This is a genomic window from Pseudomonas nabeulensis (assembly GCF_004682045.1).
GTDB lineage: Bacteria > Pseudomonadota > Gammaproteobacteria > Pseudomonadales > Pseudomonadaceae > Aquipseudomonas > Aquipseudomonas nabeulensis.
Genome location: NZ_QUZT01000083.1, coordinates 1 through 25,695, shown reverse-complemented (window position 1 = coordinate 25,695; position 25,695 = coordinate 1). Strand labels below are relative to the sequence as shown.

Annotated in this window: 25 protein-coding genes; 23 read left to right on the top strand and 2 right to left on the bottom strand. The window is 60.8% G+C overall.

Annotated elements, in window-relative coordinates:
- Positions 1-232: 232 nt before the first annotated feature.
- The 22 genes from DYL61_RS28055 to DYL61_RS31670 all read left to right on the top strand — a co-directional run bounded on the left by DYL61_RS28055 (position 233) and on the right by DYL61_RS31670 (position 22,344).
- Positions 233-1,018 (top strand): SDR family oxidoreductase, encoded by a 786-nt coding sequence (locus DYL61_RS28055; RefSeq protein WP_135311056.1) that lies wholly within the window; start codon positions 233-235, stop codon positions 1,016-1,018.
- A gap of 10 nt (positions 1,019-1,028) precedes the next feature.
- On the top strand, positions 1,029-1,499 hold the full coding sequence (locus DYL61_RS28050; protein ID WP_135311055.1) for a MaoC family dehydratase: 471 nt from the start codon (positions 1,029-1,031) through the stop codon (positions 1,497-1,499).
- A gap of 7 nt (positions 1,500-1,506) precedes the next feature.
- Complete coding sequence (locus tag DYL61_RS28045; RefSeq protein ID WP_135311054.1) at positions 1,507-2,715, top strand: acetyl-CoA C-acyltransferase; 1,209 nt, start codon at positions 1,507-1,509, stop codon at positions 2,713-2,715.
- A 9-nt stretch (positions 2,716-2,724) separates the two neighbouring features.
- Complete coding sequence (locus tag DYL61_RS28040; RefSeq protein ID WP_135311053.1) at positions 2,725-3,927, top strand: helix-turn-helix transcriptional regulator; 1,203 nt, start codon at positions 2,725-2,727, stop codon at positions 3,925-3,927.
- Between the two features lie 104 nt (positions 3,928-4,031).
- On the top strand, positions 4,032-5,408 hold the full coding sequence (locus tag DYL61_RS28035; protein ID WP_135311052.1) for a DUF1329 domain-containing protein: 1,377 nt from the start codon (positions 4,032-4,034) through the stop codon (positions 5,406-5,408).
- Between the two features lie 145 nt (positions 5,409-5,553).
- Positions 5,554-6,594 carry a 3-ketosteroid-9-alpha-monooxygenase, oxygenase component gene (locus DYL61_RS28030; protein WP_105699964.1) on the top strand — a complete coding sequence of 347 codons (1,041 nt, stop codon included), beginning with the start codon at positions 5,554-5,556 and terminating at the stop codon, positions 6,592-6,594.
- 39 nt (positions 6,595-6,633) lie between these two features.
- Positions 6,634-6,807 (top strand): hypothetical protein, encoded by a 174-nt coding sequence (locus DYL61_RS31380; protein ID WP_167498007.1) that lies wholly within the window; start codon positions 6,634-6,636, stop codon positions 6,805-6,807.
- Positions 6,808-7,336: 529 nt separating this feature from the next.
- On the top strand, positions 7,337-8,086 hold the full coding sequence (locus DYL61_RS28025; RefSeq protein WP_135311051.1) for a hypothetical protein: 750 nt from the start codon (positions 7,337-7,339) through the stop codon (positions 8,084-8,086).
- 48 nt (positions 8,087-8,134) lie between these two features.
- Complete coding sequence (yddG, locus tag DYL61_RS28020) at positions 8,135-9,028, top strand: aromatic amino acid DMT transporter YddG (protein ID WP_135311050.1); 894 nt, start codon at positions 8,135-8,137, stop codon at positions 9,026-9,028.
- A gap of 111 nt (positions 9,029-9,139) precedes the next feature.
- The gene (locus tag DYL61_RS28015) at positions 9,140-9,394 is read left to right on the top strand and encodes a hypothetical protein (RefSeq protein WP_135311049.1); all 255 of its coding nucleotides are present in this window, start codon (positions 9,140-9,142) and stop codon (positions 9,392-9,394) included.
- Between the two features lie 258 nt (positions 9,395-9,652).
- Positions 9,653-10,501: a glycine betaine ABC transporter substrate-binding protein gene (locus DYL61_RS28010; protein WP_105699955.1), complete on the top strand. Its 849-nt coding sequence runs from the start codon at positions 9,653-9,655 to the stop codon at positions 10,499-10,501.
- 89 nt (positions 10,502-10,590) lie between these two features.
- A complete protein-coding gene (locus DYL61_RS28005; protein WP_135311048.1) occupies positions 10,591-11,703 on the top strand; it encodes a quaternary amine ABC transporter ATP-binding protein in 1,113 nt (370 codons plus the stop codon).
- Entirely contained in the window at positions 11,700-12,548 is an 849-nt protein-coding gene (locus DYL61_RS28000; RefSeq protein ID WP_135311047.1) for an ABC transporter permease, read from the top strand. Before DYL61_RS28005 ends, DYL61_RS28000 begins: the two co-directional genes overlap by 4 nt.
- The gene (locus DYL61_RS27995) at positions 12,545-13,390 is read left to right on the top strand and encodes an ABC transporter permease (protein ID WP_135311046.1); all 846 of its coding nucleotides are present in this window, start codon (positions 12,545-12,547) and stop codon (positions 13,388-13,390) included. The genes DYL61_RS28000 and DYL61_RS27995 overlap by 4 nt, the downstream gene beginning before the upstream one ends.
- A gap of 1 nt (position 13,391) precedes the next feature.
- Positions 13,392-14,405: a GlxA family transcriptional regulator gene (locus DYL61_RS27990; RefSeq protein WP_193559465.1), complete on the top strand. Its 1,014-nt coding sequence runs from the start codon at positions 13,392-13,394 to the stop codon at positions 14,403-14,405.
- A gap of 138 nt (positions 14,406-14,543) precedes the next feature.
- Entirely contained in the window at positions 14,544-15,266 is a 723-nt protein-coding gene (locus DYL61_RS27985; RefSeq protein ID WP_105699945.1) for a GntR family transcriptional regulator, read from the top strand.
- 82 nt (positions 15,267-15,348) lie between these two features.
- A complete protein-coding gene (locus DYL61_RS27980; protein WP_135311045.1) occupies positions 15,349-16,668 on the top strand; it encodes an NAD(P)/FAD-dependent oxidoreductase in 1,320 nt (439 codons plus the stop codon).
- Between the two features lie 161 nt (positions 16,669-16,829).
- Positions 16,830-18,161 (top strand): MFS transporter, encoded by a 1,332-nt coding sequence (locus DYL61_RS27975; RefSeq protein ID WP_135311044.1) that lies wholly within the window; start codon positions 16,830-16,832, stop codon positions 18,159-18,161.
- Positions 18,162-18,201: 40 nt separating this feature from the next.
- The gene (locus tag DYL61_RS27970; RefSeq protein ID WP_135311043.1) at positions 18,202-19,104 is read left to right on the top strand and encodes a dihydrodipicolinate synthase family protein; all 903 of its coding nucleotides are present in this window, start codon (positions 18,202-18,204) and stop codon (positions 19,102-19,104) included.
- Entirely contained in the window at positions 19,104-20,600 is a 1,497-nt protein-coding gene (locus DYL61_RS27965; RefSeq protein WP_135311042.1) for an aldehyde dehydrogenase, read from the top strand. Before DYL61_RS27970 ends, DYL61_RS27965 begins: the two co-directional genes overlap by 1 nt.
- Positions 20,601-20,714: 114 nt before the next feature.
- Entirely contained in the window at positions 20,715-21,590 is an 876-nt protein-coding gene (locus DYL61_RS27960; RefSeq protein WP_135311041.1) for a DMT family transporter, read from the top strand.
- A 274-nt stretch (positions 21,591-21,864) separates the two neighbouring features.
- Positions 21,865-22,344, top strand: coding sequence for a hypothetical protein (locus tag DYL61_RS31670; RefSeq protein WP_167498006.1), 480 nt, complete (start codon positions 21,865-21,867; stop codon positions 22,342-22,344).
- A 157-nt stretch (positions 22,345-22,501) separates the two neighbouring features.
- Here DYL61_RS31670 and DYL61_RS27950 read toward each other — a convergent pair whose 3' ends face one another.
- Both DYL61_RS27950 and DYL61_RS31375 read right to left on the bottom strand, forming a co-directional pair.
- Entirely contained in the window at positions 22,502-23,128 is a 627-nt protein-coding gene (locus tag DYL61_RS27950; protein ID WP_135311040.1) for a helix-turn-helix domain-containing protein, read from the bottom strand.
- Between the two features lie 5 nt (positions 23,129-23,133).
- The gene (locus DYL61_RS31375; RefSeq protein ID WP_167498005.1) at positions 23,134-23,292 is read right to left on the bottom strand and encodes a hypothetical protein; all 159 of its coding nucleotides are present in this window, start codon (positions 23,290-23,292) and stop codon (positions 23,134-23,136) included.
- 239 nt (positions 23,293-23,531) lie between these two features.
- Here DYL61_RS31375 and DYL61_RS27945 point away from each other — a divergent pair, with 239 nt between their 5' ends.
- The gene (locus tag DYL61_RS27945; protein WP_135311039.1) at positions 23,532-25,634 is read left to right on the top strand and encodes a TonB-dependent receptor family protein; all 2,103 of its coding nucleotides are present in this window, start codon (positions 23,532-23,534) and stop codon (positions 25,632-25,634) included.
- The last annotated feature ends 61 nt before the right edge of the window (positions 25,635-25,695 follow it).

The following is a 25,695-nucleotide window of genomic DNA, read 5'->3' as shown; positions in this document are numbered from 1 at the left end:
CCCCTCCCACATTTTGATCTTCATTTTTCAGATACACCGGGGTCTGCTTTTGATTTTGATCTTGATCTGCTTTTGATCTTAGGCGTCCCGTTAAACCACGCTGGCCGGAGCCAATAGCCGCCGTTACCCAAATAACGGATATACACCCAACCCCCTACCTCATTTTGACGATGCCCCCCACCCCCCCAATCCGTACAACTACAGCGTACCGAACACCCTGGAGGTCACCGCTGTGAAACAAGCCCCCCCCTACGTCCCCGGCCACCAATTATTGGCCGGCAAGTCCGTGCTGATCACCGCCGCCGCCGGTGCCGGTATTGGCTATTCGGCGGCCCGACGCAGTGCCGAAGAAGGCTGCCGCGCCCTGATGATCAGCGACGTCCACCCCCGTCGCCTGGAAGAGGCCGTCGCACGCCTCAAAGAAGAAACCGGCCTACAGGCCATCTACGGCCAACTGTGCAACGTCACCCTTGAAGACGAAGTGCAGGCACTGATCGCCACCGCCGAAGCGCAGTTGAACGGCGTCGATGTGCTGATCAACAACGCCGGCCTGGGCGGCCAGAAACCCGTGGTGGAGATGAGCGACGAAGAATGGTCGCGCGTACTGGACGTCACCCTCACCGGCACCTTCCGCATGACCCGGGCGATGCTGCCGCATATGCAGCGGCGCGGCGCAGGTGCCATCGTCAACAACGCCTCGGTACTCGGCTGGCGCGCACAGAAAGAGCAGGCCCACTACGCCGCCGCCAAGGCCGGGGTCATGGCGTTGACCCGTTGCAGCGCGCTGGAGGCGGCCGAGTTCGGCGTGCGCATCAACGCCGTGTCACCGTCGATCGCCTTGCATGACTTTCTCAAGAAAGCCTCCAGCGAAGAATTGCTCGCCAGCCTCGCCGGGCGCGAGGCGTTTGGCCGTGCGGCCGAGGTGTGGGAGGTGGCCAATGTGATGATGTTCCTGGCCAGCGACTATGCGTCGTACATGGTCGGCGAAGTGCTGTCCGTCAGTTCACAACAGGCGTGAGGCGCGCAGCATGAGGCATGTATTCAACACCGCGCGCGCCTTGCTCGCCGCCGAAGGCCTGGACCTGGGCCATACCGAATGGCTGACCATCGACCAGCAACGCATCGACCTGTTCGCCGATGCGACCGGCGACCACCAATGGATTCACGTCGACCCGCAGCGTGCCGCCACCGGCCCGTTCGGTGTGTGCATTGCCCACGGCTACCTGACGCAATCGCTGGCCAACCTGTTCATGCCGCAGCTGCTGACCCTCGAAAACATGGCGATGGGCGTCAACTACGGCAGCGACCGGGTGCGCTTCCCGGCGCCGGTGAAGGTCGATTCGCGGGTGCGTGGCCACGGCCAGATTATCCGCGCCGATCTGCTGGGCGATGCCGTGCAACTGGTGGTGCGCATCACCGTGGAAGTCGAGGGCCAGGCCCGTCCTGGTTGTGTGATCGACACCATCAGCCGCTACACCTTCAACCCCCCTTACGAGTGAGTGCACCATGGCCCCGAATGAAGTTGTGATTATCTCCACCGCCCGCACTGCGCTGGCCAAGTCGTTTCGTGGATCGTTCAACGACACCGAGGCCCCGGTGCTGGGCGGCCATGTGGTGCGGGCCGTGGTGGCGCGTGCCGGGATCGAGGCGGATGCCGTCGAGGACGTGATCATGGGCGCGGCGGTGCAGCAGGGCACCCAGGCCTATAACATCGGCCGCCTTTGCGCCTACACCGGCGGGTTGCCGGACAGCGTGCCGGGCATGGCCCTGGACCGTATGTGCGCATCCGGACTGATGAGCATCGGCGTGGCGGCCAAGAGCATCTTGAGCGGTGAGATGAGCATCGCCATCGGCGGGGGCGTGGAGTCACTGTCGTTGACCCAGAACCGCCACAAGAACACCTACCGCGCCCAGTCCGAAGCGGTGCTGGCGGCGATGCCCAGCGCTTATATCCCGATGATCGAGACCGCCGAAATCGTCGCCCGCCGTTATGGCATCAGTCGTGAAGCCCAGGATGACTATGCGTTGCAGAGCCAGTTGCGCACCGCGGCGGCCCAGCGCGCCGGGCTGTTCAACGAGGAGATCGTTGGCCTGGGGGCGGACAAACTGTTGTTTGACTCCGCCGGCCAACCCGCCGGCCATGAGCGCGTGCAGGTGCTGCGGGACGAGTGCAACCGGCCCAATACGCGGCTGGAAGACCTGGCTGCATTGAAGCCCGTATGGAAGGACGGCCAGTGGGTCGAGCAGGGCGAGTTCGTCACCGCCGGCAATGCCTCGCAGTTTTCCGACGGCGCCAGTGCCAGCCTACTGATGAGTCGGGCCGAGGCCAAGCGTCGCGGATTGACGCCATTGGGTATCTATCGAGGCATCGCGGTGGCCGGCTGCGCGCCGGAAGAAATGGGCATCGGCCCGGTGGTGGCGATTCCCAAGTTGCTCAAGCGCTTTGGGCTGGGGGTCGGGGATATCGGCCTGTGGGAGATCAACGAAGCCTTCGCCTGCCAGGTCTTGCACTGTCGCGATGCGCTGGGCATTGCGCCGGAGCGCCTGAACGTGAATGGCGGGGCGATTGCCATCGGTCACCCGTTCGGCATGTCGGGGTCACGCATGGTCGGTCATGCGTTGCTTGAGGGGCGTCGGCGTGGGGTGCGTTATGTGGTGGTCGCCATGTGCATCGGCGGCGGCATGGGCGCGGCAGGTCTGTTCGAGTTGCCGTGAGGAATGGCCATGCACAGTGGGTTGCCCAATGCGCAGGTGCTGGCAGAGATGGGCCTGGAATTGGCCGAGTACGAAGGCCTTATCGGAGCACTGTACGACGCGGCGATGGACACCCGCAGCCTGAGCGGTGCGTTGCGCGGCATTCGTACGCTGTTCAAGGCCAATTTCGTCACCTTGATCCTGCGTGTGGAGGATGAACCCCGGCTGTCGCCGATGGTGGTCGCGGGCGATGTGGAGTTGGGGGAGGGCGGGATCAACCACTACGCCTACTACGCCAAGTCCAGCCTGTTCGACGGTTTGCCCACCGACACGGTGTTTACCGTCGATGAACTGGTCAGTGATGCCGAATGGTCCCGTTCGGCGTTTTACCTGCTGTACTGCGCGCCCCACGATTGCTATCACATGCTCGGTGCCGATATCCGTATGCCGGACGGCGGCACCGTGCGTTTTCGCATCAATCGCCCCGAGCAGCATCCGCGCTTCAGTGCCACTGAGCGAGCGATGTGCGCCATGTTGTTGCCGCATTTGCGCAGAGCGCTGCACCTGCATGCGCAACTGGATCGCAGCCAGTCGATGGGCAGCCTGTATTCACGCGCCATCGGTCGTCTGGCAGTGGCGACCATCATGCTCGATGAGCATGGCAACGTGGCCCAACTCAACCCGGTGGCCCGGGACATTCTCGACAGTCAGGATGGCCTCAAGGTGGTCGGTGGCCGGCTGGAAGCGGCGTACCCGAGTGACAATCGCGAGTTGGCGCGGCTGGTGCGCAATGCGTTCCAGCGCGCCCGGCAAGGTGTCGGCAAAGGCGTGCAGGTGGCGGAAGCAACCTCGATTGCGCGGCCTTCCGGGCAAGTCAGCCTGGGGGTGGTGGTGGAGCCGATTCCTTCGCAGGCGTTGCTCGAAGGCCATGGCAAACCCACCGTGGTGGTGTATGTGCGCGATGCGGTGAGCAAGTCGCTGGTGAGCACGGTGCTGACCTCGCAGCTGTACAACCTGACACCGGCAGAAACCGCTCTGGCCCTGGAATTGGCCAATGGGTTGTCGCTGGAAGATGCATCGCTGGTGTTGAACATCCGCCGCAACACCGCACGGGCGCACTTGCGTTCGATCTTTTCCAAGACCGGCGTACGGCGCCAGACTGAGCTGGTGCGCATCATGCTTAACAGCGTGGTCGCGCTGGGTGGGCCGGCGCCCGCGCCCCAGCCGATGTGACGGCGGCGGCGCCCATTCGCGTTAGTCCGTGCGGACGATGACCCACGCTTCAGCGCCTGCCGATACTGGGCCACCGTTGTCGAACCTACATAAGGAGAATAAAAATGATCGGCAGTGATCAGGCCGCCGGCTGGGCGTTGGCGTTATTAGTGGGCGCGGGTGTAATCGGTACGGCACAGGCCGCGCCAGAGGATGTGGCCCGACTGGGCAAGGACTTGACGTGCCTGGGTGCAGAGCAGGCCGGCAATGCCGATGGCAGTATCCCGGCGTTCAGCGGCAAATGGCTGGGCGTGCCGCCCCACGTTGAGTTCAAGGGCACCGGCAACCATCCAGTGGACCCTTATCCGGACGAAAAGCCGTTGTTCGTGATCACCGCGCAGAACGTCGCGCAATACGGAGACTCCCTGTCCGACGGGCAAAAAGCCCTGTTCAAACTCTACCCGGCGACGTACCAGATGCCGGTGTATCCCTCGCACCGCGATTTTCGTTTTAACGACGCGGTGTGCCAGGCCACCCGTGAAAACGCCAGTGTGGCGCGGCTGGTGGATGACGGCGAAGGGGTGGTCGGCAAGACCGGCGGTACGCCGTTCCCGGTGCCACGCACTGGCCTGGAACTGTTGAAGAATGCTTCGACCTTCACCCTGCGCGCCTGGACCGAGGAATACACTTCCGACAACGCCTACGTGCTCAAGGACGGCAATATCAACTGGGGCCGCGTGCATTCACGCAACCTCGCGCCGTCGCTGGAGCCGGGCAAGATCGGCGACACCGTGGGTAACTCTGCCTACTACCTGAACGAGACCTTGTTGCCGCAACGGGACAAGGGCGAGATCAACACTGGCACCGAATTCTGGAACGACAAGACCGAGCCGCGCCAAGCCTGGCGCTACGATCCGGGCACGCGGCGGGTGCGCCAATCGCCGGGGTATGGTTTCGACATGTCGTTCCCCGGCAGCGGCGGCTCGATCACCGTGGACGAGGTGCGCCTGTTCAACGGCTCGGGGCAGCGCTATGACTGGAAGATCGTCGGCAAGCGCGAAATGTTCATCCCCTACGACACGTATCGCCTGCACGCGGCCAACCTCAAGTACGCCGACCTGCTGACACCGGGGCACATCAACCCGCAGGCGATGCGCTACGAGCGTCATCGGGTGTGGGAGCTGGAGGGCACCCTCAAGCCGGGTTTTCGCCATTTGTATGGCAAGCGCAAGCTGTACATCGACGAAGACACCTGGTTCCCGATGCTCGCCGACAACTACGACAACCGCGGCGAGTTGTGGCGCACCTCGATGGTCAATTACTTCTACGCCTATGAAAGCCAGCGGCCTCAGGCCGGGGTGGGCCTGTACTACGACCTCAACGCCGGCAGCTACCTGGCGTTCAACCTGATCAACGAACAGCGTAACGGTTACTGGCTGAACAAACCCGGTTTCAGTCCCCGCGACTTCGGCCCGGAGGCGGCGCGGCGCTTCGGCCAGTAGCCGGTGGTTGAGAGCGACTCGCGTTTGATCTAGTCCAACTGAGGGATGATCGCCTGGTGCCGCTGGCCAATCATGTGTGCCATGGGATCACCCTGTTTTCTTGGGGGCTTTGCCTGCCCCGATGTGTAACCGAGGAACAACAATAATGACCAAACTCGCTGAAATCAGCATTGAGAACGCCCAGCTCAGCCACCGCTATGCACGCGGCTGGCACTGCCTGGGCGATGCCAGTGATTACCGTGATGGCAAGCCCCACACCCTGGAAATCTTCGGCACGCGCCTGGTGGCGTTTGCCGACAGCCAGGGCGCGATCAGTGTGCTGGACGCCTATTGCCCGCACATGGGCGCCGACTTGTCCCAAGGCACCATCGAGCATGATCGGCTGGTGTGTCCTTTCCACCACTGGAAATACGACACCACCGGCAAATGCGTGGAGATCCCGTACTGCAAGCGCATCCCGCCCAAGGCCAAGACGCGCAGTTGGCTGACCTGCGAAGAGAACAACCTGCTGTTCGTGTGGAACAACCCCGAAGGCCGTCCGCCCAAGGAACACGTGGTGATTCCACACCTGCCGGAGATGGACGACCCGGACTGGATCCATGACTGGAACATCGACACCATGCTGATCGAGACCAACCCACGGGAGCTGGTGGACAACCTGGTGGATGCCCAGCACTTCGGACCGGTGCACGGTACGCCGACCAAATACTTCGCCAATGTGTTCGAAGGGCATATCGGCCACCAGATTTTCCACGGTGATTCCGAGCGCCTGGGTGGCGACCTGATCGCGCCGTCGGCCTACTACGGGCCGGCGACCCACTTTACCCACATCAGCTCAATGTTCGGTGATGTGCGCATCCACGCGATCTTGCTCAACAGCCACGTACCCGTGACGCCCAACAGCTTCGACCTGCGTTTTGGTTGCATGGTCAAGCGCGTACCGGGCTGGACCGAAGCGCAGAACCAGGAAGTGGCCAAGGCCTACGTAAAGGGCAACCGTGACTCGTTCTATCAGGACGTGGTGATCTGGAAACACAAGATCCGCATCGACAAGCCGGTGCTGGCCGAGACCGACGGGCCGGTGTACCAGCTGCGCGAGTGGTACCAGCAGTTCTTTACCGATGAGGATGAAGTGCCGGCATTCATGGCTGAGCGGCGTGAGTTCGTGACGGTGGACGAGCGCTGAGTGTGCAGGTGCTGATCCAGGGTTTTGGGAGTACTGACCATGAAAATAAAAAGTCTTCTTGCCTATGTTGTCCCGGTGCTGGTGCTGGTTGTGCTGGGGGTGGCGATCACGGTGTGGTTGCCTGCGTCGTCTTCTGCGGTCGGCACGTGTGAGCGTTATGTCAATTGCGTGGTGATCAGCCCGAGTGTGCCGAGTTGGTTGGGGATTCGTTAGGGGCAAAACTGTGGGAGGGGCGGTGCGACGATTCGACTTGCCCCCGATAGCGGTGTGTCAGCCAACTTATCTGTAGCTGACACACTGCTATCGGGGGCAAGTCGAATCGTCGCACCGCCCCTCCCACAGTTGCCCACAGTTTTAACTGAGTGCAGCACAACGACTGCTCTATCAGCAGAACAGCTGAGCCACCGATAACAGGCAAATCACTTGAACAATCATTTGCGCTCGAATTGGATGTTTCATCGCCGTCACCCTCAAATACAGTCGCCGGTGAAAATGCCGAAGGCGTCATAAACCACCCGCCAATCCCTGACTCGCCCAGTCTGCTGCCAGCAACACACGCGACTGTTCCCATGAGTATAGGTACTGCAACGAAATTTTCACGATTGCGCCCAAATACCTGCCCGACGGGCGCGCGTTACAACTATCTGCTGGCGTTCACTGCACTTTTTTTCAATTATCCGCTCTATGTTTGTCCCAGCCCCGCCGATCCCCAGCGTGGGCAGTAGAACCAGATCGGGTGCCGATGGATCGCACGTTTCCTCTTCCAACCACACGACGAATGCGCCGGCCCATGCTGCTGGCGGCGGTGTTGATGCTGTGTACCGGCGGCTGCACCCAGCAACAGGGGCAGGATATCGCCAAGCAGTTCAGCAATGGCAAACCCGATGAATTCTTCCAAACCAGCGTCGACCGCATGGCCACCCTGGGCATGCGCGACAACCTGCAAAGCTTGTATCTGCTGATGAACAAGCTCTATCTGCGCAACCCCAACCAGTGGCGTCAGTCCGGTTACCCGGATGCGGTGACGGCTGCGCGGGAGATTCGTCGGGCCATCGAGCAACGGCAAACGTTGCCGGCCCTGGGGGATCGTCGTGACCTGGCAGCCCTGAGTTATTCCCTGAGCCCGGAATTCAAGGGCGACCGGGTCGGGGCGTTTATCTATGCGATTGGCAGCATGCTGGTGACCGCCCACGGCGGGCGCACCGAGTTCTACATCACCGATTCGATCAACCCGCAGTTCGTCAGCAACGCCGCGCGCAATATCGAGAAGGCTACCTGGCTGCTCGGCAAGCGCCAGGATGCCAATGGCGTGTTGCTGCTGTTCTCCAATGAGATCTCGGAGGAGGGCAGTAACCTGAGTTTTGCGGTGGAGTTCGGCAAGATCGTCGCGCGCCTCGACCTGTTGACCCAAATGCTCGATGAGCGCTATCGGCGCATTGGCCTCAACTATGCGCAAAGTTTGTTGTTGATGAATTTCTTGCCGGTGCAGTGATCGCTGGTAGCATCGCCCTCCGAGTTTTTTGCCTTTCAAGAGGTAACGATGCAAATCAACAGCGAGCGTGGGGCCACGGCATGCGGTTTGGTGGCGATCCTGTTATGGAGCACGGCTGCCGGTCTGATCCGCAGTGTCAGCGAGTTATTCGGTCCCTTGGGCGGTGCGGCGCTGATCTACAGCCTGGGCGCAGTGCTGCTGGTGGTGCTGCTGGGGCGGCCACGGGTGCGGGCCACTTCCTGGTTTTACCTGATCGTCGGCAGTGCGCTGTTTGTCGCGTATGAGGTGTGCCTGTCCCTGGCGCTGGGTTATGCGAGCAACAGCAACCAGGCCATCGAACTGGGGGTGGTGAATTACCTGTGGCCGTGCCTGACCGTGCTGTTGGCCATCGTCATGAACGGCCAGAAGGCTCGCTGGCTGATTGTGCCAGGCACGGTGCTGGCGCTGTTTGGCATTCTGTGGGTGGTGAGCGGTAACGGGTTGTCGCTGGACACCATCATCGCCAACGCGAATTCCAACCCGTTGAGCTACAGCCTGGCCGTGGGCTGCGCGATCACCTTTGCGTTGTACTGCAACGTCACGCGCCGCTATGCGGGCGGACAGAGCCTGGTGACGTTGTTCTTCATCATCACCGCCGGTGTGCTCTGGTTGAAATACGCGCTGAGCCGCGAGGTTCTCCCGGCGTTTACCCTGATCAGCAGTGCGCAACTGTTCGCCGCAGGCGTGGCGATGGCGGGCGGGTATGCGTTGTGGAATATCGGCATTCTGCGCGGCAACCTGACGTTGCTGGCGACGGCCTCCTACTCAGCGCCCGTATTGTCCTCGGCATTCGCGGCGCTGTGGCTGGGCGCTCACCTCACGGCACAGTTCTGGCAGGGCGCGGTGCTGGTGACCATCGGTTCGCTGATTTGCTGGCAGGCGACACGCCAACGGGGCAATTGAGGGGTGTTTCTCTTTCCCATGTAGGAAGGCGCCTTTCTTACGTTTTGGCGCTTGAAACACGTTTCGGCGGGCAATAGCCTCGGATTTTTCCGAAGAAACGAGGCCTCCACCATGGGTAAACGCAAAACGGTTTGGCTCTCTGATCGCGAAATTCGCCTGCGCTTTATGCTCTTCGCCGTGATCGACGAGGCAAGTGTGCAGGGTGTGCCGGCCCAGCTGTTGCTCAACGCGCACAAACTGCTGCGTGAATCCCCTACCGAGATGCAATTGCGCGCTGCGCTGTTAGACATCCTCGACGCTGATGAAATGTTCGGTTTCAGGTTCCCACCGGGGTCAGAAGCCGACGAGTCCATGCAAACCCTATAGCCCTTTGGCGTTTGCCCAGCATTCCAAAAACGACACGAGACGTTTCTATAACCGACCTGTCGTTTTTGCGCCTGTTTTTTATAACTGCCTGATATTCCACATAAAAATATAATTTATTTTGTGTTTTGTGTGAATTCAATATGTATACAGAGAAAATACAGTCTATTGACCGGCACTTTTGACCATGCGAGTCTGGATTGCACAGGCAGCCTTTACCGGGGCTTGAAACTAAAAAAACAACGTAGATCGAGGCGCGCCATGAAGAAATTTTGGAAGACCGTTTGTGCGGTTGCGTTAGTGGGCATGGTTGTTCTACCGGTGCAGGCCGAAGAGAAAACCATCACCGTCGGCACCATGTCCTGGGAAGACCTGACCCCGATTACCGGTATTACCAAAAAGGTCCTGGAGAACGCCGGTTACACGGTGAAAGTCGTTGAATTTTCCGAGATTGGCATCGCGTATGCCGCGTTGACCAAGGGCGATGTGCAAGTCCTGGCGTCGCAAACCGACTACGCCACCCAGGATTACTGGAACAAGAACAAGAACCGCCTGGAAAAACTCTCGCCGGTGTCATACGGCCTCTACCAGGCCATCGCCGTACCCAAGTACGTCGATATCGATTCCCTGGACCAACTCAACGACAACGCCGACAAGTTCAGCGGCAAGATCATCGGCATCGAGCCCGGTTCAGGCTTGATGAGCGATGCCAACAAAGCCGTGAAAGACTATGGCTTCAAGCTGCAATTGCTTGAAGGCAGTACCGCCGCCATGACCGCCGCGCTCAAATCCGCCGTCGACCGCAAAGAGTGGGTCGCCGTCACCATCTGGGAGCCGTCGTGGATGGCCCAGAAGTTCGACCTCAAGTTCCTCAAGGATCCAAAAGGTTCGTTCGCACCGCCCCAGGCTTACTACTGGATCGGTCATAAAGGCTTCAGCGCCGAATACCCCCATGCCCGTGAAGTCATGGCCAGCGTGTACGTGCCATTGGCCGATATCACCGCCATCAACGGCGCGGTCAAGGATGGCAAGACCATGGACCAGGCCGTTGCCGGCTGGGCCGATAACCACGCCGACTTGATGAAGCGTTGGGCCAATATCAAACAATAAGCCTTGCTGTTTTTTTGCCACTGCCCGGTACGGATAACGCGTTCTGATCAATTAGAAAAACCAGTCCAACTGGTTCAATAGGCTTAAAGATGACAACGGTCAAAATAGACACCAATGAAGTGCTTGTGGATTGCCAGTCGGTCTGGAAAATCTTTGGTCAGAATGCCAAGGCGGCGATGCAAGCGGTGGTCCAGCAGGGCCTTGGCAAAACCCAGGTCTTGCAGGATTTCAGCTGCGTGGTCGGGGTGTCGGATGTGAGCCTGCAGGTTCGCCGCGGTGAAATCTTTTGCATCATGGGGTTGTCCGGCAGTGGCAAATCAACCCTGATCAGGTTGCTGAATAAATTGATCACCCCCAGCGCCGGCAAGGTGCTGGTCAAGGGCAAGGATTTATCCGCCTTGTCCCCCGCGCAACTGCGCGATGTACGCGCCAAACATATCGGCATGGTGTTCCAGAGCGTGGCGCTGCTGCCTAACCGCACCGTGTTGGAAAACACCGCCTTCGGCCTGGAAGTGCAGGGCGTTGGCAAGGCCGAGCGCTATAAAGTCGCGGAGCGTGCGTTGGCCAAGGTTGGCTTGACCGACTGGGCTTCGCGCTATCCCAGCGAGTTGTCCGGCGGCATGCAGCAGCGCGTGGGGTTGGCCCGTGCGCTCACCGCCGACCCGGAAATAATCCTGATGGACGAGCCGTTCAGCGCGCTCGATCCGTTGATTCGCCGCCAATTGCAGGACGAATTCCGCCAGCTCACCAAGGAGCTGGGCAAGTCCGCCGTGTTTATCACCCATGACTTGGAAGAGGCGATTCGTATCGGCGATCGCATCGCCATCATGAAGGACGGGGTGATTATCCAGGTCGGCACTGCCGAAGAGATTGTGTTGAATCCGGCGGATGACTACGTCGCCGAATTCGTCGCGGGCATTTCGCGGCTGCATCTGGTCAAGGCCCATTCGGTGATGACGCCGATTGCGCGTTACACCCAGGCGTTTCCCTTGTGCGACTTTTCCAAACTGACCCAGACCTCACCGGACACCGATATCGATGCCTTGATCGGCCTGACCATGGGCGCCGACCTTGAGCCGTTGGCCGTGGTCGAGCATGGCGTGGTGGTCGGAATCATTACGCCCAAGGATCTGTTGCGTGGTGTGCAGGGCATTCCCAATGACGCCCAGGCGGTTGCCCCGGTAATGGAGCCCTCGACATGAGTACTCCGGATTTCTCGGTGCAATTCGACGCCGCCGTAGACGCAGGCCTGATGTGGCTACAGGACAACGGCGAGGTGTTTTTCGACGCGGCCAACACGGCGTTGACCGGTGTGTTCAAGGCCGTGCAGTGGTGTATTGGCACGCCGCCGTTCTATGTAATCGCCATCGTCATCGGCCTATTGGGCTGGCGCATGGTGGGATTGAGGTTTGCCGTGTTGGCGGCCCTGGCGTTGCTGGTGTGCAACTTTATCGGCCTGTGGCCGGAAACCGTCAGCACCCTGGCGCTGGTACTCACCGCGACCTTGCTGGCGCTGTTGGTGGCGGTGCCGCTCGGCGTGCTGGCCGGGTTGACGCCGGCGTTCGACCGCGTGGTCGAGCCGTGCCTGGACCTGGTGCAAACCCTGCCGCCGTATATCTACCTGCTGCCGGCGATTGCGCTGCTCGGTTACGGCCCGGCGACTGCGTTGCTGGCCACGTTTATCGTTGCGGTGCCGCCGGCGCTGCGCCTGACCTCCCTGGGGATTCGCATGACGCCCAAGGAATTTATCGAACTGGGGGATGCCAGCGGCGTCACTGGCATGCAGATGTTCTTCAAGATCCGCCTGCCCTTTGCCATGCCGAGCATCATGGCCGGGGTCAACCAAAGCCTGATGATGGCGTTCGGCATGGTGGTGATCGCTGGCATCGTCGGTTCCGGCGGGCTGGGCGAAGCGATCTACGGGGCAGTGCGCACCCTGGATATTGCCAAGTCGATCAACGCCGCGCTGGCCATCGTCATCCTCACCATGATCCTCGACCGCCTCGCGCAAACCGCCGCCCAGTCGCGGATGGGAGCCAGCCAATGAACTTCGCCGACTTGCGTTTTTCCCCTGGCGCGTTCCTGGCGCCGGCTATTGACTGGTTGAATGCCAACCTGCATGGCTTGTTCGTGCTGATCAGCAAAATCATCGAAGCCGTGTTGGGCGCCATCGAGACCGCGTTGCTGGCGCCCCACGCCTATGTGTTGATTGCCGTGGTAGTGCTGTTGGCGTGGGTATTGGCCAACTGGCGCGTGGCATTGTTTGCCGGTGCGATGTTGGCGTTCTGTTTGTTTGCCGGGTTGTGGGTGGCGTCGATGCAGACCATCGCGCTGGTGTCGGTGGCGGTGCTGATTTCGGTGAGCGTGGCATTCCCGTTGGGCATCCTGGCGGCGCGGGTGAAACGGGTGGATGCGGCGCTGCTGCCGATCCTCAATATCATGCAAACCGTACCACCGTGGGTGTACCTGATTCCGGCAGTGATGCTGTTCAGCCTGGGTCGCGTGCCGGCGATTATCGCCACCATTGTGTACGGCATTCCGCCGATGCTGCGGCTGACCACGCTGGCATTCAAGCAACTGCCCAAGGATTTGCTGGAACTGGGCCAGGCCATGGGCGCCTCGCCACGGCATATCCTGTTCAAGATTGAGTTGCCAACGGCGGCGCCCACGCTGCTAGTGGGGTTGAACCAGTGCATCCTGCTGTCGCTGGCGATGGTGGTGTTGGCGGGGCTGGTCGGTGCCGGTGGTTTGGGTGCCGAGGTGACACGCGGCTTGACGCGCATGGAGATGGGCCTGGGTTTGCGGGCGGGCCTGGCGATTGTGGCGGTAGCGCTGTTGCTGGATCGCCTGTCACGCGGCGCATTGCAGCGCCAGGCACGGCGTACATAACGTGGTCGCACGACGTCAATTCAGTGATGGGATGCAGTGCAAGAACCTGCGCTACCTCAACGATCACAGCGGCCAGGAGGTGCGCAAGGCGCGGGCGGGGTTTGTGCTGCTGGAGCATTTTTCCCTGCCGGCGTTTACCCAGGCGCTGGACACCATCGTCACCGCCAACCTGCTGCGCCCGGACTTGTTCGCGACCACCACCTTCGGCTTGAACACCGACGAAATCACCAGCGACCTGGGCCTGGTCATCCGGCCCGATGCGCGCCTGACACTGGCTGCCGTGCTCGACCTGGACTTGCTGGTGATCTGCGGCGGCTACCGCACACCCCTGCGTTACAACGACGAGTTGACGCTGTTGCTCGACGCCGCGGCGGAGCAGGGCGTGGCGCTGGCCGGAGTGTGGAACGGCGCCTGGTTTTTGGGCCGGGCAGGGCAGTTGGACGGTTATCGCTGCGCGGTGCATCCGGAGCATCGGCCTGCGCTGGCGGAGATCGCGCGGCTGACCCATGTCACCAGTGAAGCCTACGTGGTGGATCGCAATCGCCTGACGGCGTCGAGCCCCACCGGGGCCTTTTATATGGCCCTGGAATGGATCCGCAGCCTGCATGGCAAAAGCCTGACCGACGGCATCGAGGACATTCTCGCGTTTGAAGCCTCGCGCTTTCGCCGCGTCAAACCAATGTTGAACGTGTCGGTCAGCGGGCCATTGCGTGAAGTGATCAACCTGATGGACGTGAACCTGGAAGAGCCGCTGCAAATGCACGACCTGTGCCTGTACGCGGGACGCTCAAGGCGCCAGATCGAGCGGCTGTTCAAGGATCAGCTCGGCACCTCGCCGCAGCGCTATTACATGGACCTGCGCATCACCGAAGCGCGGCGGCTGTTGCAGCACACCTCGTTGACCATTGTCGAGGTGTCGGTGGCCTGTGGCTTTGTCTCGCCGAGCCATTTCAGCAAGTGCTACAGCGCCTATTTCGGGCACCGTCCATCCAAGGAAATTCGCCTGGTCAAATAGCCGCAAGCCCCCGTGGGCAAAGGGCTATGACTGATGTTTATGCTGTGTATTTTAATTGTAGACACAAAGTATTTTGTTGTTTTATAGTGCGAATACAGGTAGTAGACCGTGTGCACTTACTACTAGGAAGGTTTCACCATGGCTACCAAAGAACTCAGCACCCCGGCTCCTGTCGAGCCAACCCTGGACCGCAAGGCTGTATTGGGTGAAGCGCTACGGCGTCGCATCCTCAGCATGGAGCTGGCACCGGGTGCCGTGGTGGACGAGTTGGCGCTGTGTGATGAGTTCGGTTTGTCGCGCCCACCGGTGCGTGAACTGATGCGGCAAATGGCGGCGGAAGGGTACATCGACCTTGAAGCCAACCGCGCTGCTCGGGTGTCGGCGATGAGTTACCAGTCGCTGCGCAGTTTTTTCCTGGCGGCGCCGTTGATTTACATCGCCACCACGCAACTGGCGTGCTCCCACGCAACGCCGGCTGAAATCGAGGAATTGAAACGGATACAGGCTTTGTTTCGCACGGCCATCGAAGAGAAAGATGTCGAGAACCGTGTGTTGTACAACGACGAGTTTCACCTGCAAATCGGCAAGATGGCCCACAACGCCTACCTGATGCCGAGCTTGCAGCGCTTGCTGATCGACCACGCCCGTCTGGGCAAGATCTTCTATCGCCACCCGACCACGGTGGATATGCAAGAAGACCTGGAAGTGGCCGCCCAGCAGCACGACGACATGATCCGCGCAATTGAACACCACGATCCGGTCTTGGCCGGGGAAATCGTGCGGGCCCACCTCGAACTGTCCCGTCGGCGGATGTCCGAGTACGCGGCGCCCGAAGGCCTGGATGTAGCGCTGAACTTCTGACCTGTCGAGGCCGGCCAGTGTGACGCGATGCAACCGGGTAGCTGTTAGCTCTAACAACTATAAAAGAACCCAGGTCGCGAACATGGCACTCATTAGAAACACCCCGGCAGACGATTCAACCTGCGGCTGGTTTCACCTCAGCCCACCGCGTGTGGCGCGTCCACCGCACATTGGTACACGCACGGCGCGCTGGGCAGTGGTAGGGGCGGGGTTCACCGGCCTTGCCGCCGCACGCCAGCTGGCGCTGAACTTTCCGGACGACGAGATCGTGCTGATCGAGGCCCAGGAAGTGGGCTACGGCGCTTCCGGACGCAACGCCGGCTTTGCCATCGACTTGCCCCATGACATCGGCGCCGAAGACTATATCGGTGACATCGCCACCGCCAAAATCAGTATGGAACTCAACCTCGCCGGTCAATCCATGCTGCGGGCGCTGGTGGAGCAACACGGGATCAATTGCCAGTGGCGTGATTGCGGCAAGTACCAGGCCGCTGTCGAAGACCGTGGCATTGCGGTGCTGGACGCTTATCGCCGGGGCCTCGACAAGTTGGGCCAGGCCTATCAAATGATCGAAGCCAAGGACCTGCCGAACCACATCGGTACTGGGTTCTACCGCAAGGCCCTGTTCACTCCCGGCACGGCGCTGGTGCAACCGGCGGCGTTGGTCAAAGGGCTGGCGGACACCTTGCCCGCCAACGTCACCCTGTATGAAAACACCCCGATTACCGAAGTCGAGTACGGCGACAAAACCGTCCTCACGCACAAACACGGGCGCATCGTTGCCGACAAGTTGGTGCTCACCAACAACGCCTTCGCCATGAGTTTCGGCTTCCTCAAAAGCCGCATGTTGCCGATCTTCACCTACGCCAGCCTGACCCGTCCGCTGACGGAAGAAGAACAGGCGCGCCTGGGGGGCGATCCCTTCTGGGGTGTAATTCCCGCCGACCCGTTTGGCACCACCTTGCGCCGCACCGTCGACAACCGCTTGCTGGTGCGCAACAGCTTCAGCTTCAACGCCGATGGCCGTAGCAATCCCAAGTACTTGCAGCGCTTTGTGAAGCGTCACAAAGAGTCTTTCGACCGGCGCTTCCCGCTGCACCGCGAGGTGAACTTCGAGTACACCTGGGGCGGTTCCCTGAGCCTGTCGCGCAACCATATGGCGCACTTCGGCGAGCTGGCCAAAAACGTGTATGGCGCGCTGTGCTGCAACGGCCTGGGCGTCACCCGCGGCACCGTCACGGGCACCTTGCTGGCCGAGTGGCTGGCGGGCAAAAGCAATCACCTGGTGGACTTCCTGTTGACGTCCCCGGGCCCGAGCAGAAACCCACCGGAGCCGCTGCTATCAGCGGGTGTAAACATGAACTTGCTATGGGGACAAAGCCGCGCCGGCCAGGAAAGCTGACTTTCAAGAAACGTAGTACGCAATACCGAACTTAATCTATTGATTGGAAAACAGCAGACGTTTTAGCGACTGCGGTTTCTGATTGAGACGGCTTTCATTCGCCTGGATTTCAAGTGTGCGTTGTACCCCGGCGAATGAACGAAGCGAAGTAGGAGATAATAATGACAAGTCCGAATGCCTCAGTTGAGGATGTACCGCTTAATAACTTTCACCGTTTGCTCACGGCCCGTTCGGGCGGTGGTTCATTTGTGGATGGTTATGTTTTAAGCATTATCGGCATTGCGATGTTGCAAGTGACCGGCGCACTGGAACTTACGGAGTTCTGGCAGGGCCTTATTGCTGCATCGGCGTTGATCGGCGTGTTCTTTGGCGGGTTTATCGGGGGCTGGCTGACCGATAAGTTAGGGCGCAAGAAAGTGTATTTCATTGGCCCTTCCTTATTTATCGCGTGTTCCCTGGCGCAGTTCTGGGTTGAATCGGCGTGGGCATTGTTTGCCCTGCGTTTCATCATTGGTTTGGCCGTGGGGATTGAATACCCGGTGGCCACTTCCTTATTGGTCGAATTCCTGCCGAAGAAACAACGCGGGCCACGGCTCGCCGCGCTGACTATCCTGTGGTTTGCCGGTGCAGCGTTTGCCTACGTGGTCGGTAACGCGATTATCAACACCGGCGCCGACGACGCCTGGCGCTATGCCTTGGCCAGTGCTTCGGTGATTGGCCTGGTGCTGTTTGTGCTGCGCCTGGGCACCCCGGAATCGGCGCGCTGGTTGCTCAGCAAGGGCCGTGATGCCGAAGCCGAGCACGTCATCAAGCGCGTCTACGGCCCGCACTATTCGCTGCGTGACCTGCCGGAGCAACCGGACGAACGCAAAATGACCTTCCGCGACCTGTTGCGCTCGGGTTACGGCAAGCGCCTGTTCTTTGTCTCGGTGTTCTGGTCGTGCTCGATCATCCCGGTGTTCGCGGTGTACGCCTTCGCGCCCAAAGTGCTGCAAGCCCTGAACCTGAAAGGCGAGTGGGCCTCCTACGGCTCGATGTTCATCACCCTGTTGTTCGTGGTGGGTTGCGTGCTTGCCACGCGGCTGATCAACACCATTGGCCGACGCAGCATGTTGATCCACAGCTTCCTGTGGTCGGGCCTGGCACTGTTGCTGCTGGCCACGTTTTCCAACAGCCATGAGCTGCTGGTGCTGTGCCTGTTCGGTGCCTACGCCGTGTTCATCGGCGGCGCCCAAGTGCTGCAACTGGTTTACCCCAACGAACTGTTCCCCACCGAAATCCGCGCCTTTGCCGTCGGCATCGGCACCTCCTTGTCGCGGGTTGGCGCGGCCGTGGGCACGTACCTGGTGCCGCTGTCGCTCACCTCGATTGGCATCGGCAACACCATGTACGTCGCGGCCGGCGTGACCTTTATCGGCCTGACCGCCGCCTGGGCCATGGCCCCTGAAACCCGCTCACTGAATTTGCGCGACGCAGCGGCATTAAGCAGCTGAACGCAAAACACACATCACTTTCACTGTTGGAGAAACACCCATGAAATTTGAAGGCATCTACACCCCGGCAATCACCCCGTTGACCGCCACCGGCCAGATCGACAGCGCCGCATTCGCCGACGTGCTGGAATACCTGATCGAGTCCAAGGTGCACGGCATCATCATCGGTGGCTCCACCGGCGAGTACTACGCGCACACCTCCCAAGAGCGCATTGACCTGGCCGCCCACGCCAAGGAAGTCATCGGCAACCGCGTCGCGCTGATCGTTGGCACCGGTGCCATCCGCACCGAAGATTCGGTGGAGTACGCCAAGGCTGCCCGCGCCATCAAGGCCGACGCGATCCTGGTCGGTTCGCCGCCGTACGCGCTGCCCACCGAAGAAGAGAACGCCATCCACGCCCTGGCTGTGGACAAGGCCGCCGGCCTGCCGATCATGCTCTACAACTACCCGGGCCGCATGAGCGTGAGCATGGGCAACGAGTATTTCAAGGCGGTGTCCGCCTCGAAAAACGTCGTGGCCATCAAGGAAAGCTCCGGCGACATGGCCCAGGTACACCGCCTGGCCACCCAGTTCCCGAACATCGCGCTGTCCTGCGGCTGGGATGATCAGGCCCTGGAATTCTTCGCCTGGGGCGCGCGCAGCTGGGTGTGTGCCGGTTCCAACTTCGTGCCGCGTGAACACATCGCCCTGTACGAAGCCTGCGTGATCGAAAAAGACTTCGACAAAGGCCGCAAGATCATGAGCGCGTTCATGCCGCTGATGGACTACCTCGAAGGTGGCAAATTCGTGCAGGCGATCAAGGCCGGTTGTGCGTTCAGCGGCCTGCGTACCGGCAGCGTGCGTGCGCCGTTGCAGCCGCTGTACGAAGATGAAAAACAAGCGCTGGAAACCGTGATCACCAACCTCAAGCGTGACGTTGCGCACATCGTCGGGGGTGCATGATGACGCACCTGCTCAGCGCCGCCGAATACGCCGGCATCGCCAAGGACCTCCAGTTCCCGACCACGTCGTTCATCAACGGCGCGTCCCACACCTCGGCGTCGGGCAAGACCTTCGCCACCACCAACCCGGCCACCGGCGAGTTGCTGGCTGAAATCACCGCGTGCAACAGCGTCGACGTGGATTACGCCGTGGCCTCGGCCAAGCAGGCCTTTGACGATGGCCGCTGGCACAAGCTCAGCCCCGGCACCCGCAAGAAGGTCCTGCTGCGCTTCGCCGACTTGCTGGAGCAGCACTCCCACGAACTGTCCGTGCTGGAAAGCCTGGACAGCGGCAAGCCGGTGCGCGAGTGCCAACTGACCGACGTGCCGGAAACCATCCACATGATCCGCTGGCACGCCGAGCTGATCGACAAGATCTACGACAACACCGCCCCGGTCGGCCACGACGCGCTGACCCTGGTGGTGCGCGAAGCCATCGGCGTGGTCGGTCTGGTGCTGCCGTGGAACTTCCCGTTGCTGATGCTGGCCTGGAAAATCGCGCCGTCCCTGGCCGCCGGTTGCTCCATCGTGGTCAAGCCGGCCAAGGAAACCACCCTGACCGCGCTGCGCGTGGCCGAGCTGGCGTCCCAGGCCGGAGTGCCGGACGGCGTGTTCAACGTGGTCTCCGGTGGCGGTCGCGAAGTCGGTGAGCCGCTGGGTCGGCATATGGACGTCACCATGGTCAGCTTCACCGGTTCCACCGACACCGGCCGCCTGTTCCTGCAATACGCGGCCGAGTCCAACCTCAAGCGCATCGTGCTGGAGCTGGGCGGTAAAAACCCGGCGGTGGTGATGAACGATGTGGCCGACCTGGACCTGGTGGCAGGGCATATCGTCAACGGTTCGTTCTGGAACATGGGCGAGAACTGCTCGGCGTCGTCGCGCCTGATCGTGCATGCCGACATCAAGGACGAACTGCTCAAGCGCATTGGCGTGCAGTTGCAGGACTGGAAGATGGGCAGCCCCCTGGACCCGGACAACCGCCTGGGCTCGATGGTCAGCGAGGCGCACTTCGACAAAGTCAGCTCGTACCTGGTGCAAGCCGGCAACGACAACCAGCGCGTGGTGTTCGGTGGCAAGACCGAAGACAGCATCTACGTGCAGCCGACCGTGGTCGATGGCGTGAGCGCGGACAGCCTGTTGTTCAAGGAAGAGATCTTCGGCCCGGTGCTGACCGTCACCACCTTCAACACCCTGGAAGAAGCCATCAGCCTGGCCAACGACACCATCTACGGCCTGGCCGCGTCGGTGTACACCGATAACCTGCGCAACGCGATCAAGCTGTCCCGCGAGATCCGTGCCGGTATCGTCACCGTCAACTGCTTCGGCGAAGGCGATGCCTCCACGCCGTTCGGTGGCTACAAGCAGTCCGGTTTCGGCGGGCGGGACAAGTCCATCTGGGCCCACGACCAGTACACCGAAATCAAGACCATCTGGATCGATACGTCCGAAGGTTAAAAAACCAGGCGCCTCTCTACAAAGCTCCACGCAAGCGGCGATTGAGGCGCCTTCCATCAACCGGGTCAACAATAAGAAAGCCACGGCCCAGCTCGTTTTCTCGAAGCCCTTTTCATGACTGCTTATCGCACTGCCCTTACGTCTGCCCATGTCACCGCACTACTGTTTGGCCTTACCGGAATTTTTGGTGCGCTGATTCACGCCAGCGCCAGTGTGATCACCTTCGGCCGTGCGGCGTTTGCCATGCTCGCCTTGGCGGTGTTCGCGCTACTTCAGGGGCGCGCGTTGCTGCGTGGCCTCAATCGCAAGAAACTGGTTATTTACTTCGTCTCGGGGCTGATGCTGGCCGCGCACTGGGTCACGTTTTTTATCGCGATCAAAGTGGGCGGGGTGGCCGTTGCCACGCTGGGCTTTGCCAGTTTCCCGGCATTTATCACCTTGCTCGATATGGCGGTATTCCGCGACCGGCCGCATCTGGCCGAATCGTTGTTGCTGCTGTTGGTGACCCTTGGCCTGGTGCTGGTCACGCCCTCATTCGAGCTGGCTAACCAAGGCACCGTCGGCTTGCTGTGGGGTATTGCCTCAGGCCTGTCGTTTGCCTTGCTGGCGATGACCAACCGCCGCGCCACCGATGGCCGCAATGGTGTGCAGGTGGTGTTCTGGCAGAACGCGACCGTGGCGCTGATCATGGCGCCGTTCGCGGTGTTCGACCTGGTGGACCTCGGTGCACTCGACTGGACCCACCTGGCCATCCTCGGCGTGCTGTGCACGGCGGTGTCCCAGGCGCTGTTCGTCAAAAGCCTCAAGGGCCTGAATGCGCGCAGTGCCGGCATGATCATTTCGCTGGAGCCGGTGTATGCGATTGCCTGTGCCTGGTGGCTGTTCCATGAGGCACCGTCCTACCGGATGTTGGCGGGTGCGGCGCTGATTGTGCTGGCGATTGTGTTATCGGCCCAGGGCAAGGGGCACGCAGCGCAACCGGCCACCTAGTTTTTTGGCGCTGGTTAGATCGATTATTTCCTAATGATTGGTCGCAATATCAGTTTCGAATATCCATAACACCGGTTTTATTCCTTGAGTGGAAACGACCGGCGTTTTCGCGACGAAATGCCTGTTGATGCATCAGGAATGGCTGTTTTGTTCGACTAAGCTTGCCCCCGAGCATCCAATCCTGCTGCTCTGTCGTCGTCTTGCGCCGCCGCCGGGCGTCTCTAGAATCGGCGCCAGAACTTAGCCATTTCCTGTCGATTACGGAGTTTCGAACATGATGAATGCAATGCAGATGCCGATGAACACCACCATGCCCATGATGCCGATGATGGGCATGCCGATGATGATGGCCACCATGACTTGCACCATGGCGGGTGACGCCATGATGTGCACCATGAAGCCCGCCGCCGGCATGGACATGGCTCAGTTCAAGACCAACGCCGAGATGATGGCGATGATGATGAACTGCGGCATGCCGATGATGATGCAGTGCGCCAATATGTCGATGATGTGCATGTCGGCCGACGGCATGGCCATGATGGGCAAGATGGGCATGCAGATGCCAATGATGGCGTGCGTCATGGAATGCACGGTGATGGGCGATAGCATGACATGCAAAATGATGCCAATGCCCGGCATGAGCATGGCCATGATGGAAAACTGCTGCATGCTCATGAACAAACTGATGAACGACTGCGCCATGCCGATGATGATGAGCTGCAACGGCATGCCGATGATGTGCTGCACCTGCTGATAGGTCGCACACAAAACGACCTGCATCAGTGAGCTTGTTGTGGCGAGGGAGCTTGCTCCCGCTGGACCGGGCTGGCGCTCCAGTGCGAAGCACTCCCTAGATTTTTGGGGCCGCTGCGCAGGCCAGCGGGAGCAAGCTCCCTCGCCACAGATAATGGTCAGTCCAGACGTTCGGGGTAGGTAATCACCAGGAACGCCACCGCCTCGCTGTCCGCCGGGTTGCGGTAGCGGTGCGGCTGGTCGGCGTAGAACAGGATCGAGTCGCCGGTAGAAAGCAGGTAGCGTTCGTCATTGACGCTTACTTCCAGCACGCCCTGAGCCACCACCAGGTTTTCCTGAATGCCGGGACCGTGGCCTTCGGACACTTCCTCACCCAGGCCTCGCAAGCGGATCTCATAGAATTCGGATTGGCGCGCCGTATCAAAGGGGAACAATGCACGGCTGATAAACGCCCCGTCGGCACTCACCAGGCGCTTGCTCTGTTGCGCCGGCAGCACCTCCACCCCTTCAAAGGCGCGATCTTCCAGAAACGCCGCCACCGATACCTTCAACCCCTTGGCAATCTTGCACAGCACCTTGATCGACGGCACGCTGCGCCCGGACTCGATCTGCGCGAGCATCGCCCGGCTCACGCCGCAGGCCCGCGCCAAACCGTCCAGTGACAGATGGCGCTTACTGCGCAGACGTTGCAGGTTGTGGGCGACGCACAGGCTGATGACATCGTCGTCGGTATTCGGTTTGGGCAGGGGGTCGGGCGGTTCGGGGAGCACGTGCAGGAAATTCATCGGCGTTACGCCCGGCGGGTATCGCTGGGTTTTGCGGCTTGTGCGGTAAACACCGCCAGCCCCGCACGCGCCGCGTACATCGCCCACATCAACTCACCCGCAGCACGCGCCTGGCGACGTTTACGGTGGAGTGTGAAATCGATGACAGTGGCGGAGGTTGGCATGGTGGCAGTCTCGTGGGGCTCAGTGGCTCCACAGTAAGCTGTTGTGGTTATTTCTTTAAATACTGAGTTTGCATGTGGTAATTCGATTTTGGACTTAGAAAATAATCTGGGTCCGACGCTGTTGTGGGACACGTCTGGTCCGTTAATCAGGCGTGACCTGACGGGCTTACCTGTCTTCCCATGACTGCTAGCGTGTCGGCCCCGGCCTTTCACGCCCCCGAATTCCAAGGACTTGCCCCATGCTGCTGCGCCAACCTCCCTTCTTTTTTGCCGCCCTGACCCTCAGCTCACTGGTCCACGCCGAAGACCTGCAACTGGCCCCGGTGGAGGTCACCGGCAGCGAAGCCAGCGCTGGCGAAGTGGCCCAGGCCCAGCTCAAGAGCGTGCCCGGCGGCACCAACTACATCGACATGAGCAGCGTGGCGCAGGGGCGGGTCAGCACCAACGAAGATGTGTTCAAGTACCAGGCCGGGGTATACGCCAAGGCCGCGAACAACGAAGGCATCAAGCTCTCCATTCGCGGCTCCGGCCTGAACCGCAGCCCCGGCGCCCATGGTTCGGGGCTGTATGAGATGTTCGACGGCATCGCGCTGACCGGCCCTGGCGGCACGCCCTACGAATTGAAAGTGCCCCTGTGGCAAAGCCGCGTCGAAGTGCTGCGCGGTGCAAACGGCTTTGACCAAGGCGCGTTGGCCCTCGGTGGCGCGGTCAACTACGTGACCCACACCGGCTATGACGCACCCAAGCTGCAACTGCGTTATGAGGCTGGCAGCAAAGGCTACATGCAGCGTGAGATCAGCTCGGGCCAGGTGCTGGGGGAAGCGGACTACTACATTAGCCTCACCGACTCCGAATCCGACGGCTTCCAGCGCCAGAGCGCCGCCACCGGCAAGGGCTTTGCGGCCAACTTCGGCTATCGCTTCAGCCCGGAGTTGGAAACCCGTTTCTATATCCGCTACCGCGAAACCACCAACGACACACCGGGTAAACTCACCCGCGACCAGATCAGCCACGACCCGCGCGCCGCTGCCAGCCTCAACGTCACCCGCGACTCCAAGCGCCTGGAGCCGGGCTCCACCTGGATCGCCAACAAGACCACCTTGCAACTGGACGACAACGCCCGCCTGGAATTCGGCCTGGCGTACCACGACTACCCGATGGACCTGCGCGAAGGCACCATCCGCCTGAAAGTCGCCTACACCGACATCAGCAGCACCCTCAACTACATCCGCCAGGACACGCTGTTTGGGCATGACAGCAAGACCACTGTTGGTCTGCGCACCACCCAGGCGATGCCCAACAACGGCGGTTCCGAATACGTGCGTGTGTATGCCGGCAATGCTGCACCCGGCACCAAGACCCGCGACTACAGCTACCTGGGCTCGGACACCGTGCTGCACATCGGCAATGACCTGGAACTGGTGCCCGACCTGTGGCTGACTACCGGCCTGGCAGCGATCTACACCCGGCGCGAAACCGAGGTGAGCTACCCAGAAACCGATGCCAAGGTGAGCCAGCACGACTGGGACTACGCACCGCGCATCGGCCTGCGCTATGACTTCACCCCGCAACTGCAGGTGTACGGCAACCTGAGCCGTTCGGTCGAGCCGCCGCACGCGTGGTCGATGATCTGGGGGTCCAACAAGTACTTCACGAGCGGGCCTGCCAAGGGAATGGCACGCGAAGGCATCAAACTGAAAAACCAGACCGCCACCACCCTGGAAATCGGCGGCCGTGGTGAACAATGGTTCGGGCAATGGGACCTGGCGCTGTACCGCTCAGAAGTGCGCCACGAACTGCTCACCGTGGAAACCCAGGCCCAGACCGCCACCACCAACGCCATCACCGCCGAAAACAACGCCAGCCCCACCGTGCACCAAGGCGTGGAACTGAGCCTGCTCAGCCCGGTGTGGGAGGGCGGCCGCAACGGCAGGCTCGACCTGCTCCAGGCCTACACCTACAGCGACTTCCACTATCGGGACGATGATCGTTTTGGCGGCAACACCTTGCCGGGTATCCCCAAGCACTACTACCAGGCGCAAGTGCGCTACAGCCATCCGACCGGGTTCTACACCAGCCTCAACACCGAACACTCATCCAGGGTGGCAGTGGATTACGCCAACTCGTTCTACGCGGCGTCCTACACCCTGCTGGGCGCGACCGTCGGCTACGACGCGCCAAAGCAGGATTGGCAGGCGTGGGTGGATCTGCGCAACCTGACCAACAAGCGCTATGCCAACACCGTTACACCGGGGTATGACGACAAGGGGTTGGACGCGGCGCGCTCCACCCCCGGTGATGGCCGAGGCATCTACACCGGTGTTTCATGGGCTTGGCGCTGACAGCCCCCGAAGTCCCAAACAACACAGTTCCAATGTGGGAGGGGGCTTGCCCTAATGCCAG